13 protein-coding genes and 4 pseudogenes are annotated in these 15141 nt (G+C 58.5%); 10 read left to right on the top strand and 7 right to left on the bottom strand.

The features are described from left to right. Positions 1-122: 122 nt before the first annotated feature. Positions 123-386: pseudogene (locus NBT67_RS16930) on the top strand (transposase); the annotation flags it as partial. 915 nt (positions 387-1301) lie between these two features. Here NBT67_RS16930 and NBT67_RS16925 read toward each other — a convergent pair. Both NBT67_RS16925 and NBT67_RS16920 read right to left on the bottom strand, forming a co-directional pair. Next, on the bottom strand, positions 1302-1637 hold the full coding sequence (locus NBT67_RS16925; protein ID WP_251344628.1) for a DUF5615 family PIN-like protein: 336 nt from the start codon (positions 1635-1637) through the stop codon (positions 1302-1304). Further along, positions 1634-1933, bottom strand: a complete 300-nt coding sequence (locus NBT67_RS16920) for a DUF433 domain-containing protein (RefSeq protein WP_251344627.1) — start codon at positions 1931-1933, stop codon at positions 1634-1636. Before NBT67_RS16920 ends, NBT67_RS16925 begins: the two co-directional genes overlap by 4 nt. 239 nt (positions 1934-2172) lie before the next feature. Between NBT67_RS16920 and NBT67_RS16915 the strand changes: the two genes are divergently transcribed. After that, entirely contained in the window at positions 2173-2592 is a 420-nt protein-coding gene (locus tag NBT67_RS16915; protein WP_251344626.1) for a transposase, read from the top strand. 126 nt (positions 2593-2718) lie between these two features. On the opposite strand, the gene NBT67_RS16910 is transcribed toward NBT67_RS16915, so the two are convergent. Together NBT67_RS16910 and NBT67_RS16905 are read right to left on the bottom strand one after the other, a co-directional pair. After that, on the bottom strand, positions 2719-3063 hold the full coding sequence (locus NBT67_RS16910) for a DUF7522 family protein (protein ID WP_251344625.1): 345 nt from the start codon (positions 3061-3063) through the stop codon (positions 2719-2721). Positions 3064-3206: 143 nt separating this feature from the next. Next, the gene (locus NBT67_RS16905) at positions 3207-4559 is read right to left on the bottom strand and encodes an IS4 family transposase (protein ID WP_251344543.1); all 1353 of its coding nucleotides are present in this window, start codon (positions 4557-4559) and stop codon (positions 3207-3209) included. Positions 4560-4747: 188 nt separating this feature from the next. On the opposite strand from NBT67_RS16905, the pseudogene NBT67_RS18220 reads away from it, so the two are divergent. Next, a pseudogene (locus tag NBT67_RS18220) lies at positions 4748-4969 on the top strand (ATPase domain-containing protein); the annotation flags it as partial. 77 nt (positions 4970-5046) lie between these two features. On the opposite strand, the gene NBT67_RS16900 reads toward NBT67_RS18220, so the two are convergent. Next, positions 5047-5202, bottom strand: a complete 156-nt coding sequence (locus NBT67_RS16900) for a hypothetical protein (RefSeq protein WP_251344624.1) — start codon at positions 5200-5202, stop codon at positions 5047-5049. Positions 5203-5580: 378 nt separating this feature from the next. Here NBT67_RS16900 and NBT67_RS16895 point away from each other — a divergent pair, with 378 nt between their 5' ends. The 7 genes and pseudogenes from NBT67_RS16895 to NBT67_RS16860 all read left to right on the top strand — a co-directional run. Then, complete coding sequence (locus tag NBT67_RS16895; protein ID WP_251344623.1) at positions 5581-5799, top strand: PleD family two-component system response regulator; 219 nt, start codon at positions 5581-5583, stop codon at positions 5797-5799. A 97-nt stretch (positions 5800-5896) separates the two neighbouring features. Continuing rightward, the gene (locus NBT67_RS16890; protein ID WP_251344622.1) at positions 5897-7660 is read left to right on the top strand and encodes a PAS domain-containing sensor histidine kinase; all 1764 of its coding nucleotides are present in this window, start codon (positions 5897-5899) and stop codon (positions 7658-7660) included. 41 nt (positions 7661-7701) lie between these two features. Continuing rightward, entirely contained in the window at positions 7702-8307 is a 606-nt protein-coding gene (locus tag NBT67_RS16885; protein WP_251344621.1) for a response regulator, read from the top strand. Positions 8308-9014: 707 nt separating this feature from the next. Next, a complete protein-coding gene (locus NBT67_RS16880; protein ID WP_425498942.1) occupies positions 9015-11081 on the top strand; it encodes a sensor histidine kinase in 2067 nt (688 codons plus the stop codon). A 389-nt stretch (positions 11082-11470) separates the two neighbouring features. Continuing rightward, positions 11471-12394: pseudogene (locus NBT67_RS16870) on the top strand (RNA-guided endonuclease InsQ/TnpB family protein); the annotation flags it as partial. Between the two features lie 93 nt (positions 12395-12487). Next, entirely contained in the window at positions 12488-13303 is an 816-nt protein-coding gene (locus NBT67_RS16865; RefSeq protein ID WP_251344620.1) for an IS5 family transposase, read from the top strand. A gap of 210 nt (positions 13304-13513) precedes the next feature. Next, a pseudogene (locus tag NBT67_RS16860) lies at positions 13514-13973 on the top strand (zinc ribbon domain-containing protein); the annotation flags it as partial. A gap of 11 nt (positions 13974-13984) precedes the next feature. Here the strand turns inward: NBT67_RS16860 and NBT67_RS16855 are convergent. Together NBT67_RS16855 and NBT67_RS16850 are read right to left on the bottom strand one after the other, a co-directional pair. Continuing rightward, positions 13985-14749, bottom strand: coding sequence for a ParA family protein (locus NBT67_RS16855; protein ID WP_251344619.1), 765 nt, complete (start codon positions 14747-14749; stop codon positions 13985-13987). Positions 14750-14777: 28 nt separating this feature from the next. Then, a complete protein-coding gene (locus NBT67_RS16850; RefSeq protein WP_251344618.1) occupies positions 14778-15137 on the bottom strand; it encodes a gas vesicle protein GvpO in 360 nt (119 codons plus the stop codon). Between the last annotated feature and the right edge of the window lie 4 nt (positions 15138-15141).

The following is a 15141-nucleotide window of genomic DNA, read 5'->3' as shown; positions in this document are numbered from 1 at the left end:
TGAATTCGGCCGTTACACAAAATTTATAAATATTTTCGCTTTTTGATCTTGTTTTCATAATCAGACCGTCTCCTTCGCACGAATACTTACGACTGCTGCAGTGATGTGGATCAGCCATCCTGTCGACCTGCCAGCGATATAGTCACCGCTAGCAGATTGAGAACGAGTACAAGAGCACCAAGAGAGACTTCCTCGCGAAGACCTCCTCGAAAGACTACAGAGTGAGACTGTTCTACTTCGTGTTCGCGGTGTTAATGTACAACATTTGGCGGCTCACCGACTTCCTACTGAAAGAGGGTGTCGATAGCGAGATGGACTATGCACCGGTTCTGACTGCCGGCGAGTGTGTCGAGCTCGTCGCCTCGGCGCTGATTCCACCCGACTGAGCGCCTGGACACTCGAACGCTCACTATGGTTGAGTGGCAACGCTGTCCATCATCGCCGATTTCCGCGCAATTGTTGGTGCACGCTCGGTATTCGAGACCAATCAGTGCTGGTCTCGGGTACTTACCACACGAAATCATACCGAGTAGTCGCTGATTCTCATTGAGACTAGCCCATCTTCCGAAACTGTGGGGGGTCGCCTCGGCTGGGTTTAGTTGCGAACGACACGAAACGTTCACGACTTCTTTTCTACAGCATATTCTAAACAAAATATGCAGTTATAGTGACATATCGTATAAGATCACGACGGCCGATAGCACCTGAGTCGGGGAGATCAGACAGACCGTTGACGAACTGGCCGACTATTATGATGAATTCACGCAACGGATAACCGACCTCGAGGAGGAGGTTGAACAGTTCCAACTCGAGAGAGATCAACCATCAGACTCCTCTGTCTCATCACCTGTGAGTTCACCATCGGATGGCTCCCCCCCCCGGATCACGACCCGGCTACTACAGAACAGCCAAGAGAGGACCAACCACCAGCTAAGGAACAGCGAAATTTCGACGGTTTTAAACGGTGGTTCGATAATAATGAACCACGGAGTGACCACGCTCGCGCTGTTTTGCTGGATGCTGCTCGAGTCTTAGACGACCACGGATCACTCGAAGCAAGCGAACTACGGAAGCAATTGTACGAACGCAATCCTGGTGCGTGCAGCTCCGCCGAGGCGCTCTGGGCGTCCACAGTTGACCGCCTCGACGATGACCTTCCAGGCTTTGACCGCCCGGAGTACGGAACGTATACGTTTTATCGAGAGACAGCGATGGAGTCCTTTTCTCGTTTTTCTGGCTGAGGTTATGAAAACGGGTAGTGGTCCGAGTTAGTTAGCAGTTTCTTGGTGCTATTGAGGTGGTCACAACCAGTTGCCTGGGACGTAGAGAACCGTTTCAGTAAGATCGGTGGTATACATCTCGATTCGTCGAATTGCCGCAGCGATTTCGCCCGCCGAAGCAGTTGTATCGCAGGCCAAAATGCCGGGGTGGTGCTCAACGTTCAGTTCTGGATCAGCCCCACGAAAATCAGTATCCTCACTCAGAATGAGGCGGTCGGTTTCACGTGCGTACTTTAAGAGAACCGTATCCTCAGAGCCCAGATCAACATCACCCCCAACGACAGCTACATCGTGTCCTTCACCACGGAGCGCAGAAACAATAGCTGGTGGGACGTGCTCGTCAGCCAGCAGCCTCATGCTTCGGGCTCTGACTGAGTCTTCGAGTCGAGGTCCTCGGGGCCGCGAACGACAGACAGCTCGTCAGGAACTGATTGGCACTCGGCTTGGATCTGGTGCATCTCGTCAGCGTGGTCGTAATAATACACTAGGGCACGGTAGACATCGGCGATATCGAGATCGTAGTCGGCGGCGACCTGTTCTGGGGAGTCTCCAGCGTCACGTACCCGCTTCGCGATGTGGTGGACGCCGATACGCCTCCCCTCGATTCGGGGCGCACCACCCAGGGTATCGTTCGTCGAGACGATTTCAGCCATTACCAGATACTACGCCCCACGCAATAATAAAGGCTGGCCGGGGGCGACAAGCAGTGTTTCAACTGGTCGTTTCTAGGTCAAACTCCTTGTGTTGTTTAGCGTCTTCCTTTGAAATAGTTGATCTACCGAATCGTGAGCGGAAAACCGTTCCCCGTGAATAGTTCTATGACATCTCCAGTAATAGCTGACAAGACACTACTGCCAATTTTGCTTAGGCGGCCGTCCTTCTCCCCGTCCTGATGTTGAAAGTCCTCATCTTTGGCTATTCTATCGGCGTCCGAAGCTCCCGGAAACTAGATCGGTTGCTTGAACGTGACGTCGTCTTTCGGTACCTTGCCGCCAATCAACAGGTCGTGTCGCACACTACTTCTGGGGTTTATTCGAAGATTAGCGCTTCTGGGTACAATTACGATAAGCTTACAGTAAACCACTGCTTTCGGGCGAATATGCCGCCAAACGGCTACACGACCGTCACGATCAGCAACGAGACCGCAGCCAAGTTGTCCCGAGTCATGATGCGCCATGACCTGGAATCGATGGCGCTCGCCATCGATCACGCCGCTCAATGTGCGTTAGATCAAGAGAAAATGACAAATGCCGACCTCGCACGACTCTTGCACCACCGGCATCAACACGAAGAAAATCAGGAAACCGCATGATGGCGTCGCTTTACAGTATACTCACCGTAAATTACTCATCGAAAGCATAAAACACGCTGTTAAATCCCAGAAGTAGTGTGCGACACAACCAATACTTTGTTCAGCATATCCGGTTGCAACTCCGGGTCAGAGAAGCTCGTTATTAAAGGGGGCCTCAGTCCGGTCATGAGTGGCGATTATTCCTTCATCATCACCTGCCAGTAAGTAGAGAATGATTGCATCGTCATGGGTAGCGAGGATAGTTTCGAGTTCACCATAGGCGGTAATTATTGTTGCCGCAGACATCTCAGCAATTTCGAGGGCGCGAGTTCGGAGCCGTTCAATCCGTGGTAAGAGGTCCTCATTGAGTATCTGTTCATCTATGTACATAATATCAATCGTATCTTGAGTATATCGGAATACAATGCGGAGTGCATCGTTACTGCGGGATCTAATGAGTTTTGTTGCTCCCCGATATATTTCGTTCCGCATATTCCATATACTCCGGAACTCGCCAATAGGTGTTAGGTAAGTAATTATAATGCGACTATATTTAATAAATCCTAGACTGCCCGAATAAATCAGGTTGAGAGGAGGACATCAGCTATACAACTCCCAGCCCCATCCGTTCTAGTTTAGTGGCGAGCAAAGCTGAACTCACCCGATTCAACCTGGCTGCGTAGCCGTTTCCTGTGTGGATTTGGATTTCGTGACGCCCACAGCAACAGCTCGTCCAAATCCGGTAGTTCGTAACCCAACTCAACCATGAGATATAGCTGAATCAGATGAGCGTGCCGCTCCACGGCTAGCGAACAGCGACGCCGAGGGAGCCGCGACGCCGACTCGTCGGCGTCTGCGGCGGCTTCGGCCTCACGCTGTCTGGCCTCAACTGACCGCAACTCGTCCACAATTACACGGCTCATCATCAGCGAAATTGCTGCCATAATAACCAGCGCCTCGATAATGTAGGCGTCGGTCGTGTTGATCTCGTCCAAACCGAACCGCGATTTTAACTCCTTGAACAGCAACTCGACTTCCCAGCGCGCCCGATAGAGCTGCGCGATATCGGGCGCGCTATAGCCCTCCTTGCCGAGATTCGTCAGATACAGATGGTACTCGTCGGTCTCCTCGTTGCGCAGACCGATCAGCCGAAACGTCCGGGTCGCGCTTGCGCCCGACCCTCGTTTGCGATCAAACGAGAGCGTGATTCGGATATCAATCTCCTGTCGCTGCAGGTCGTCAAGGACGGCCTGCAGCGACTCCCCTTCCAGCGGGATACTGTTACCCCGCCACGTCCGTAGTTCTTCGACAATCTCGAAGTTCGCGTTGTCCTTGACGCGGGAGACGAACCATCCGCCGTTCTGGTCGATTCGGTCGAACAGCCAGAAGTCGTAGAAGCCTAGATCAAGGAGTATGAGGGCGTCAGCTACCCACTCTCCGGTGGGTAGCTGACTCCGTTCATGCGTTGTTCCGTCGGTTGTGCGGAGCCGTGTTGGGAGACCTGTCGAGAGTGACTCGATGAGGTGGAGCTTCAGTTCAGCTTGGTCCTCGCCAGTTGCTGCGTAGACATCAGCGGCGTCCTGGTACAGTGAAACGATAGTCGCGTCGGCAATCAGGACGTCTCGAAAGCGTTCGAGACGTCCGTTCAAGTCGGTTCGTCCAGTATCGAGATTCTCGATAGCGTCATCGAGAATCTCTCGAAGGAGTGCAACGAAGCCCGGTTCGAACCAGTTGTGGAACGCTGCGTAGGAGAGTTCGTCGCAGTCAGCCATCTCGACGTAGCGTTCGAGAAATGCTTGTAGAGAGCGGTCTGAGCCGGCAGCGAAGCCAAACGAGAGTGTGTAGAATAGTGCAACGATGTCGAACTTGCGCTGACGTTCAACGAGATTCGTTGCGCGAGCGCGCTCGCGCAACTCATCGGAGGGAAACGCTCTTTGAATCCGGTCAACTACGACTGAATCCGGTGGGCTGTAGGTCATACTTTCCACCGGGTTTCTCAACCGGGTAGTTGCGACGATATCAGATCAACAGACGGCGGTCGGTTGTCGCGTTAAACTAGAACGGATGCTCCCAGCCCAATTTATAAAAGCCGGATGTGTGAATGAGTCGTATAGCGAGCCAGTAATGCTTCCATGCCGACCGATCGAACGCCTGCTCACCAATACGTGGGCAGATTATGGATAATGAAATCTCCCAGAACACGACTCCGGCGGCAGAACAAGATCAATCAATGAGCCCGTCCATGGAGTCTCCCGACCGTGTGTCCACGGGCATCCCTAGCCTCGATACCGTCCTCAACGGCGGCTTGCGCTCCCAGCGGAGCTATCTGGTCCGAGACCCACCCGGAAATGGTAGGACGGCGCTCGGCCTCCAGCTCCTGAGCGACGGCATCGTTCAGTTGAACACACCGTCAACGGAACGCACCGTCGAGATCGTCAAGCTCCGCGGCTCCGATACCGACCCGGGGCGCACGCGCTACAGATCACGACTGGCGGCATCGAGGTGTTTCCACAGCTCGTCGCCGACGGCCAGCCCGCCCCCGGAGGAGACGCTCACGCCGGGCGTGCCGGAGGTGGATGAACTCCCCCGGAGGGGGGGGGGGAGCGCCCGCGGCACGACCACGATGACCACGAGCCCGTCGGGGCGTCGGAAAAACCATGACGGGCGCGTTGTCCATGAAGGAAGCGGCGGCACCCGGCGAGCAGAGTATCATCTACCAGTTCGAGGAGGCCAGAGCGACTTCCTGTTGCGGTGTGAATCGATCAATCCCCTGGTCACGGAACTGGTCGACCAGGGGACGCTCATGGTCAAAGACGCCAAACCGTCGGCGCTCAACCCCCCCCCCCCCTGACGAATTCCTCGGAACGGTCCGACAGGACATCGAAACCAAAGACGCGAGCGTGGTGATGATCGACGCCATTCCCGGCTTCCAGCAACTCGGCGGCGGGCCGTCCGATACGCTCGCCCAGTTGGGAACGCTCGTCGAAGTGCAGCGACCCCGCGATCGCGGTGCTGGACATCAACGAGTTCACCGGCGCGGTCTGGGAGCGGTGCGAGCGCCTGCAGGACCGCAGCGTCCCCGTAATGACACTCACGGGATCGCCCCCCGAGACGCACAGAGCCGCGGCGTTCCGCCATGGCGCCCAGACCGTCATGGACAAATCCGTGCGGAAAGCCGAACTCAGGGCGTCGATTCGCGCGTTACTGGCGGGCGACACGGACGCATAATCGCCAGCACTAGATGCGTGTACCGCCAGATGGATCCCCCAGTCGGTCGTTCCGGAAGTGAGCCGGTCAGTTCTCACCCGTCCTCCGGGATTTGTCTATGACACGGACGCTCCTCGTGATCGAAACCGAAGAGAATCGGGAGGCGTTGACCGAGTGGCTGGCGGCCCAGGACGGGTATGAGCCCGTACACCCCGATGGTGACGCGCCATTCGAGTGCGAGTTCAATCTCTGTATCATCGACAATCCCTCGTTGCGCCGTCACCGCGATGCACTGGCGGCTCGCAAGGAAGACGCCGAGCCGGTCTTCCTGCCCGCACTCTTGGTCCGATCTCGATCCGGCGAGGGAGTCGACGCGATCGGATTGGATGCTGTCGACGAGCAGATTGACTCGCCGATTCAGAAGGACACCTTGGCGTACCGTCTCGAAAACTTGGTCGAACGGCGTGCCCTCTCGCGCCGGCTCGCGACGCAACTCGAAGAGACCACAAACCGTTACCAGAAGATCCTCCAGGCCGCCAACGATGCGATCATCGTCTTCGATCCGGCGGAGAAAACGCTGTTGGAATGTAACTCGACGGCGCTGTCGTTGTTCGGGTATTCGGCCGAGGAACTGGCCTCGATGGATCTGGGTCGCGAGCTGATCATCGCCGATCAGGAACCGTTCGAGACGTTCCTTGAATCGGTGATCGAACAGGGGCACGGCTGGACGGATCGGTTCACCTGCCGAACGGCCGCTGGAGATGAATTGAGGACGGAGATTTCGGCGTCCGTGCTGGAGGTCAACGACCGTCCACACGTTCTACTGAGCATCCGTGACATCACCGAGCGAAAGCGGGAACACGCGCGGCTGACAGCCCTCTTCGAGAACTCGTTGGATGCAATCGTTGCGGTCGAATTCATCGACCGTGAGCCGATGATTCGGGCGGTCAACCCAGCGTTCGAGGAGACGTTCGGCTACGACGCCGACGCGATCGTTGGCGAAGCATTCGTAGATGCGTTAGTCCCGCCGGATTGCGCCGCCGAACTCTCCGATCACGCTGACCGCGTGCTCGCGGGCGACCAAATCACTACCGAGGTGCGGCGGGAGACGAAACATGGGCCGCGCGAACTCCTCCTCCGGGCCGTGCCCATCGAACGCGAGGCGCGGGTGAGCGACGCGTACGCCGTCTACACGGACATCACTAAACGCAAGCAACGCGAACAGCAACTCCAGGTGCTCAACCGGATTCTGCGACACAATCTCCGCAACGACATGAATCTCATTCAGGGCCATGCCTCCAACCTCGTCGACGAGCTAACCGGGAGGGATGCGGCGGCCGACGCCCGCAAGATCGAGGAGACGGCTTCGGGACTCGTCGAAATGAGTCAGAAGGCCGATAAGATAAACAAACTCTCCCAGCGAAGCGGCGTGTCTCACCAGGCCGACGTCGTCAGTATTGTCGAAGACGTCTCCGAAACGGTGCAGGAAACATCCCCTGACGCCGATATCGCAACAGAACTGCCGGAATCGGTGGTAGTACTCGCCCCCACACAGCTCGATGTTGCCATACGTGAACTCTGTGTAAACGCGATCAAACATACCACCGACCGAACCCCGGAGGTAACGATTTGCGTCTCACCAGCCGACGCATCGTCAGGTTCCATCGAAATCGAGATCCTCGACAACGGCCCGGGAATCCTTGAAGATGAGCGGGCTGTGCTTGCGGAAGGAGGCGAGACGCCGTTCAGGCACGGCAGTGGCCTCGGACTGTGGATGGTCAACTGGATCGTCGCCAGCGTGGGCGGCGAGGTCGACATTACGGATAATGAGCCGCACGGCAGTATCGTCACGCTCACCCTCCGGCCCATAACCGATAAGTAACCGGGCCGAGTTCGATTATAAAATATCGCTTCTGATTACCTATGGATGCGACTGAATTTGAGACGGAATCGGTGACTGTTCTCGTCGTCGATGATGAGAAGGGGCTTGCTGATCTCTATGCGGCGTGGATAGACGAAGAGGAGTCCTATAGTACGCGCACCGCCTACGACGGCGAGCAAGCGTTCGACCGGATCGACGAGACCGTGGATCTCGTCTTGCTCGACCGACGGATGCCGGGCCTGTCCGGAGACGAGGTGCTCGAAGCGATCCGTGACCGGGGATACGACTGCCGCGTCGTGATGGTGACAGCCGTCAATCCTGATTTCGACGTACTCGAGTTGCCGTTCGACGAGTACGTCGTAAAACCCCTCGATGAGGAGGCCATTCACGATGTCGTCGAGCGGATGCTCGCGCGGACGAACTACGACGAGCAACTCCAGCGGCTCTACGCGCTCACGTCGAAAACGGCCGCGCTGGAGGCCGAAAAATCCCAGCAGGAACTCGACCAAAGCGACGAGTTTGCCGCTTTGGAATCGGATCTCGAGGACCTCCAGAGCTCGCTCGATGAGACAATTGCCGACCTCGAGGAGGAGGACTTCGATGCCGCGTTACAGGGCCTCCCGGGTGACCGGAATTCTGACGAATGAGGATGAGGATGAGCGGTCGATGGACTGACGTCACAACGGCTGGGTTCCTAGAGCGCATCTTGAGACCGAGACTAAGACAGGCGTTTCCGATGAATCGTTCCCATAATTTATGAGTATGACTCAAGTAGGCACATATGCAGACCGATTTCTCGTCAGCCTTCTCGACGCTCGCGGATGGATTCGACGCTGGAATCCAAGCCGCGGCTGCACCCATCGAGGAGTTGGCGGGGAGTCGGGTCGATTTCTGTCAGGTTTTTTGTGCGGATGCGTACGAGTACGAGGCTTTGCTGCGTGGGATTCGTGACGTGCTCTATGAATTCGGGATCAACCAGGGGCAGCAGTACAAGATGCGGTGGCCGAGCGCGGTTGAGGGGGCGCGTTACACTTGGCGGTGGAAATCCCGGAGAGAACCGTGCTCTGGGTCATGTACGGCTCTCGTGGAGAGCAGATTTCGTCGGCCCGCGAGGCCGCGCGTGAAGCGGTCGACCTCGCCGGCGACATCCCCCCCCCCTTGACTGGCGGGTTCGTCTACGACGTGCCTGCCGGGCGATCATCCTCGAGGACGACTTTGCGGAGGCGGTCGCCGCCATCGACGATGAACTGGGTGTTCCGTTTACGGGCTTCGAGACGTACGGCGAGCAGTGTATGCAGCTCAGGCAGTTGAGTGGCTTTCACAACACCACGACGGTCATCATGCTCCTTCCAGAATGAGGCGCGCCGATCTTGTCGCCCGGTTCAGCCAGGCCGTTGACGTCGAGAAGGCCGAATCACTGGTCGACAAGGGCGCGCGAACGGTCGGCCTCCCGTCCACCGAGACATACACCAGCCAGAACGTCGCGGACATCTGTGAAGCCATCGAGCAGCAAACCGAGGGGTACCTCCGTCTCCTCGCTACCGAGATTCGAGTCTCCGAACGGACCCAAGAGCGGTTCGACGCCCTGCTGGAGCAGGTCACGGACCCGGTCGTGACCGTCCGATTCGAGGACGAGACACCGGTCGTCGCGGCAATGAATCCAGCGTTTCGAGAGACGTTCGGCTACGGGTCCGCAGCTATCGACCAACGCCTCGATGAGCTCATCGTGCCCGAGGACGTTGCCGAGCCGGTCGAGCCGTGGCTCAGCCCGCATACGGGCGATGGCCAGGAGGCCCAACGGCTGACCGACGATGGCGAGCGCCGGACGTTCCTGCTCCGAACGGTCGTCGTCACTCGGGAGACCGGTCGAGTCGAAGGCTACGGTATCTACACGGACATCACCGAGCGCAAGGAGCGTGAGCTCGAACTGGAGCGGTACGAAACGATGCTCAACCGGGCCGGCGACATCGTCTACGCGACCGACCCCGATGGGTATCTGACCGCGGTCAACGACGCGGCGACGGCGTTTCTGAGCTTCTCTCGTGAGGAGCTTGTCGGGGCCCACGTCTCGCTCGTCATGGACGACACCGACGTCGCCACCGGCGAGGCGCTCATCCGGGAGCTGCTCACGGACGAGGACCGCGACCAGGGAGTTTTCGAGATGGATCTCGTCACCAGCGACGGCGAGCGGATTCCGTGCGAAGATCACATTCAACTGTTGGTCTCGGATGGTGAGTTTCAGGGGATCGTCGGCGTCGTCCGGGACATTACGGAACGGAAGGAGTACGAGAACACCCTCGAAGCCCTTCACGAGACGACGCGTGCCCTCTTTCGATGTAAGACCAGAGATGAGGTCGCCCGGCAGACGGCGGCCGCAGCGAAATCCGTCCTCGGGTATCCGACCAACGTGGTTCGATTGCGCTCGGTCGACGGGACATCCCTTCAACCAGTGGCCGTCACCGAGGACGCGAAAGCGGTATACGGTAAACGGCCAACCTATGCCGTCGGCGAAGGGCCCGTGGGTGAAGTGTACGTGTCGGGGCGTACCCGCGTGTGCGAGGATGTCCAGCAGCTCGATGACGGGTTCGACCGCGGCGATGCGCGAGCAGGGCTCTACGTGTCGCTCGGGGAGTACGGTACGCTGAGCATCAACAGTACGGCGGTTGACGCGTTCGACCAGACGGACGTCCAGCTCGCCGAACTGCTGGCCACGAACGTCGAAGCCGCGCTCGATCGTGCCGCCGATGAACGGGAACTTAGCGAGCGCACACAGGAACTCCGCCGGCAAAACGAACGGCTCGACGAGTTCGCGAGCGTGCTCTTACACGACCTCCGGAATCCCCTGAACGTCGCGCAGGGACGCCTTGATCTGGCCCAGCGCGAGTGCGACAGCGAGCATCTCGACTCAGTCGCACAGGCACAGGACCGGATGGAAACGTTGATCCAGGACGTGCTGACGCTCACCCGACAAGGGCGTTCGGTCGGGGAGACGACGACCGTCAGCGTGGCCACGGTCGCGGAAGCGGCCTGGGACCACGTCGAGACCGACGAGGCTACTGTGGAAATAACCGGAAGTCAGGAAATCGAAGCCGACGAGAGTCGGCTCAGACAGCTGTTCGAGAACCTGTTCCGAAACGCGGTTGAACACGCCAGCGACGCCTGCACGGTGCCCGTCGGAACCCTCGATGATCCACCAGGGTTCTACGTTGCGGACGACGGGCCGGGCATCCCGTCCGACGAGCGCGATACCGTGTTCGAATCGGGCTATTCGACGGCGAGCGAGGGGACCGGATTCGGTCTGTCGATCGTGAAACAGATCGCCGAGGCCCACGGATGGGAGGTTAATGTGACGGCTAGCGACCGTGGTGGCGCTCGCTTCGAGATTCGTGGCACGTCGTCTGCCAATCAACAAGACGACTGAGAGGAAATGGTGCGAGAGCGCTACTCGCATATTGAGGCTGGTGAATTGGGAATGTCGCCACCGACGCGCTCACTGAGGTAGATAGATAACGTGTCTCTGCTCGTCGCAGGTGAGTAGCTATATTCTGCACTAACGTATGTAGCACCCCGTTTATGCGTTGAATCAGCGGTTTCGAGGCGGAGCCTCCGGCCTCAAGGAGCGTCGGGCTTCCGACGCCGGTCGGAAGGACGACGCGAGTAGGCTGGAGAGGACAGCGAGGCGCTTCGCGCCTCGGGCCGTGCGAGCGGGCGAAGCCCGCGCGCAGAAGCCGACAACTCCCCCAACAGACCACGGACTGTTGCTGCCTTTTCTCCCCAACGGTAATAAACCATCAGCCATACATCTGACGTATGGAGGTGCGGCGCACTGTTCCGGTCAAACTCGACGTGGACAGTGACGACGCCGCACTTCTCCGCGAGACAGTCGATGAGTTTCTGTGGGCCGCTAACTACGTCGTGGACCACGCTTGGCAGGGCGACTACAAGACGACCAGCAAGGCCCAGTTGCAGGAAGAAACCTATGACGAGGTACGCGACCAGACGCTGTTGCACGCAAACCTCGTCCAGAACGCCCGCAACAAGGCCGCCGACGCCGTACAGGGTGTCGTCGCCCGCTGGAAGCAAGGCGTGTACGCGGGCAAACCACACTTCTCGAAGCCGACTGTCGTCTACGACAAGCGGTGTGCGACCTTCCACGACGAGTACGTATCGTTGGCAACCGTCGATGGGCGTATCGAAGTCCAGTACGTCCTTCCTGACGCCGACCGCGACACACCTCACAGCCGGTATCTCGACAACGACGACTACGAGGTGACGGGCGCAGAACTGCACCACAGAGACGGTGAGTGGTTCCTTCATCTCCGCACAAAGGCGGAAATGGAGTCCGACACGGTGGACGAGGCAACGACCGGGCACAGCACAGTCCTCGGCGTTGACATCAACGTGAACCAACTTGCTGTCACTTCGACGGGCACGTTCTGGAGCGGGAACGAGTTCGACCACTGGCGGCGGGAGTACGAGAACCGGCGTGCATCGCTCCAGCAGTGCGGTTCACGCAACGCCCACGAAAACATCCAGTCTGTCGGTCGGAAAGAGACGGGCCGGTTCACGATGATGCTCCACCGAATTGCGAACGGCATCATCGAAGAAGCCGCCGAGAACGGCTGTACGGTCATCGCGTTTGAGGAGTTGACCGGCATCCGCGACCGACTCTCCGGTGGGTCGTGGGGGCACAAGTGGGCATTTGAGCGGTTGTACGAGTACGTCGAATACAAGGTGCCTTGTTTTGCCGCCGACTGACGGCAGCCACAGCCGCTCTCACAGGGATATTCCGACAAACTAACCGGGAAATGGACGCCGTCTGGCGATATGGCATCGCTCAGACGGCTGGCGTGGTTGTGTCGAGACCTTGCCAAACAGCATGTTGACGATCCGGACGCACCCGCCGCGCCGGATGGCGCGGACGGGTACGCCGAGTGGGTGCAGATCGCGTTGATTCTGTACCGTGTCGAACTGGAGAAGAGTCTCCGTGAGACAGAAGACTACCTCAACGAGATGCCCGGAATTCTCGCTGTGTTTAACCTCAACGAGGCACCGCACTACAGCCCGCTCTGCCGGTGGGAACGAGAGTATCGGATGCGTGAACTCCGCCGCCTGCTCCGCCGAAGCGCGGAGCAGGCAGGCTGGAGTGGTGAAGCTGCGATTGACGCAAGTGGCTTCCAGCGCGATCAGACAAGTTACCACTACCGCGACCGCGCGGACTTCTCATTTCAGAAAATGAAGACAACAATCCTGATCGACGTGAACACACTAGCGATCAAGGACGTTCACTACACGACGCAGAAGGCGTGGGACGGCCACATCGGGATGCAGGTCTTCCGCCGGAACGCGGAAGACCTGCGTGTGTTGTCTGCTGACGCAAACTACTCTTGGAGCGACCTCCGTGAGGAGTGTCGCTCCGAGTCAACGCGACCGTTGATCAAGCACAGGGAGCAGACACCGTTGCAGAAGGCCCACAACGCCCGAATGAGCGATGACTACAACCAGCGCTGGATGAGTGAAACCGGCTTCTCGCAGCTGAAGGAAGACGACGGCGAGAAGCTCCGCTCCCGGAGCTGGCACGGCCAGTTCCGGGAGCTCACACGCAAGTGCATCGTCCATAACCTCACGCAGGCGGCGAGTTAAGGCTCGCCGCCTGCTCCCCTTCTCCGGACGTATCCGGGAGAGGCATCGCCGTCGTCACCAGAACAACGGAGCAAGGTACCATAGCTTTGACTCATCAGCAACCGCTGTGAGTGACAGCTACTGCATCTTCTGAGGTCGAAAAGCCGTCTCTAGCGCCGTGAAATTGCAGATAAACAACCCCACCCCGACGCCGTCCTGCGTTCAACAAGGCAATACAAGGCCGAACCCCACGGCATCGACGTGGAGCAGGTGGACCCGGAGAATACGTCACGCCGTTGCTCACACTGTGGGTTCACCCACCCGGACAACCGCGACGGCGAGAACTTTGAGTGTCTGAAATGTGGTTACGAGAATCACGCCGACTACAACGCCGCGAAGAACATTGGACTGCGGTATCTCCGCCGTAACCAAACTGGGGACGGCGGAGGCGTGCTCAAAAATCAAAGATTTTTGGTATGCCACTGAGCTTCGCTCAGTGAGCACACCCGTAGGCGTGCGCTTGAATCGCGGGATGTTGAACGCGAGCGGAGGATATGAGCCTCCTGCCGGGGAGTCCGGCCAGAGCGGGAGTCCACGCGAAAGCCCCAGTGCAGACTCACAGTCTGCACGTCGTCAGACGCAGTCTGACGGAACCCTCAACGAAGCGAGGTCGTCAGACCGAGCGAAGTAGGGTGGGGTAGTTTACTCGGTCCGTTCGAGGTGAGCGGCGATGGCTTGAAATCGCTCGTCCATGTCCGTCGTTTCCGCGTGACTGAAGACGGAGGTCCCGTTCGTCCACGCACGTTTGATCCCGACCCGGTTCCGGATTCGCCAGAGGGGGAGCGACTCGTACTGCTCGTCGAACCACTCCAGCATCCGGTTGGCCTCGCCGTCGACCTCGATTCGGTTGACGACGATCCCGACCGGGTCGATGTCGACACCGTATCCGTCCTCGAGCGTATTGACGTGCTCGAACAGAATATCCATCGCGTGTCGGGACGCCTCTTCGGGTAATGCCGGGATGAGGACATTTCGACAGGCGAGGAGCGCGTTGTCCGTAAGTAGCCCCAGCGATGGGGGTGCGTCGACGACGATGTAGTCGTAGTCGGCGTGTAGCTCGTCCAGGGCCATCCACAGCCGCTCACGCCCGCGCATCGCCGTCTGCAACTCGGACTCCGCATTGAACATATCGATGTGGGAGGGGAGCACATCGAACTCTTCGTGTGAACGAATCACCGCGTCGATCTGCTGTTGCGCGTCGAGATCCGTGAGTATATCGTACAGGGAGACCCCGTCGTCGGTGTAGGACGCATCGAGACCGAGTCCGACCGTTCCGTTCCCCTGTGCATCGAGGTCGACGAACAGAACGTCGTGCCTGCGGTCGGAGAGGGCTCCGGCGACGTTGATCGCAGTCGTCGTCTTTCCCACGCCGCCTTTCTCGTTCGCTACGGTCAGTCGATGGGCCATATCTATTGCTCGTGCATTTGACGCACCGCTACAGTTCCTCTTTCATGTCGCCCCGACGATAGCGTTCCAGAAGCTCGTAGCTGGTGACGTCCCCCGTCTCGTCAAGCGTGATCTCGTAGCGGCCGATGATGTCTTGCGTATCGGGTACGGCGTTCCGCTCGACGACTTCGATGACGGTCCGCCAGCCTTCGTCGTTCGACTCGGCTTTGATGATTCCCTCGAACTGGTGTTCCAACAGGTCCTGTGCCGCCTCTTGTGCGCGCGTCTGCGCGTCGGCGAGAGTGAATGAATCGGCCGACGGCGAGGACTCCCCGTCGGACGCTGGTGGTGTCTCGTCGTCCTCGTCGCCTTCTTCGCGTTCAGATTGATCGTTTGCTGGATCTGCCATGCTT

This window comes from Haloplanus sp. GDY1, assembly GCF_023703775.1.
In the GTDB taxonomy this organism is placed as follows: Archaea; Halobacteriota; Halobacteria; order Halobacteriales; family Haloferacaceae; genus Haloplanus; species Haloplanus halophilus.
The sequence above is the reverse complement of the archived record's forward strand: the minus strand, read 5'-3'. Positions and strand labels throughout refer to the sequence as shown.

Coding starts and splice junctions, on each gene's coding strand:
- NBT67_RS16850 (WP_251344618.1), bottom strand. CDS start 15,137: ATGGCAGATCCAGCAAACGATCAATCTGAACGCGAAGAAGGCGACGAG.
- NBT67_RS16865 (WP_251344620.1), top strand. CDS start 12,488: ATGGCATCGCTCAGACGGCTGGCGTGGTTGTGTCGAGACCTTGCCAAA.
- NBT67_RS16910 (WP_251344625.1), bottom strand. CDS start 3,063: ATGCGGAACGAAATATATCGGGGAGCAACAAAACTCATTAGATCCCGC.
- NBT67_RS16880 (WP_425498942.1), top strand. CDS start 9,015: ATGAGGCGCGCCGATCTTGTCGCCCGGTTCAGCCAGGCCGTTGACGTC.
- NBT67_RS16855 (WP_251344619.1), bottom strand. CDS start 14,749: ATGGCCCATCGACTGACCGTAGCGAACGAGAAAGGCGGCGTGGGAAAG.
- NBT67_RS16920 (WP_251344627.1), bottom strand. CDS start 1,933: ATGGCTGAAATCGTCTCGACGAACGATACCCTGGGTGGTGCGCCCCGA.
- NBT67_RS16915 (WP_251344626.1), top strand. CDS start 2,173: ATGTTGAAAGTCCTCATCTTTGGCTATTCTATCGGCGTCCGAAGCTCC.
- NBT67_RS16890 (WP_251344622.1), top strand. CDS start 5,897: ATGACACGGACGCTCCTCGTGATCGAAACCGAAGAGAATCGGGAGGCG.
- NBT67_RS16925 (WP_251344628.1), bottom strand. CDS start 1,637: ATGAGGCTGCTGGCTGACGAGCACGTCCCACCAGCTATTGTTTCTGCG.
- NBT67_RS16885 (WP_251344621.1), top strand. CDS start 7,702: ATGGATGCGACTGAATTTGAGACGGAATCGGTGACTGTTCTCGTCGTC.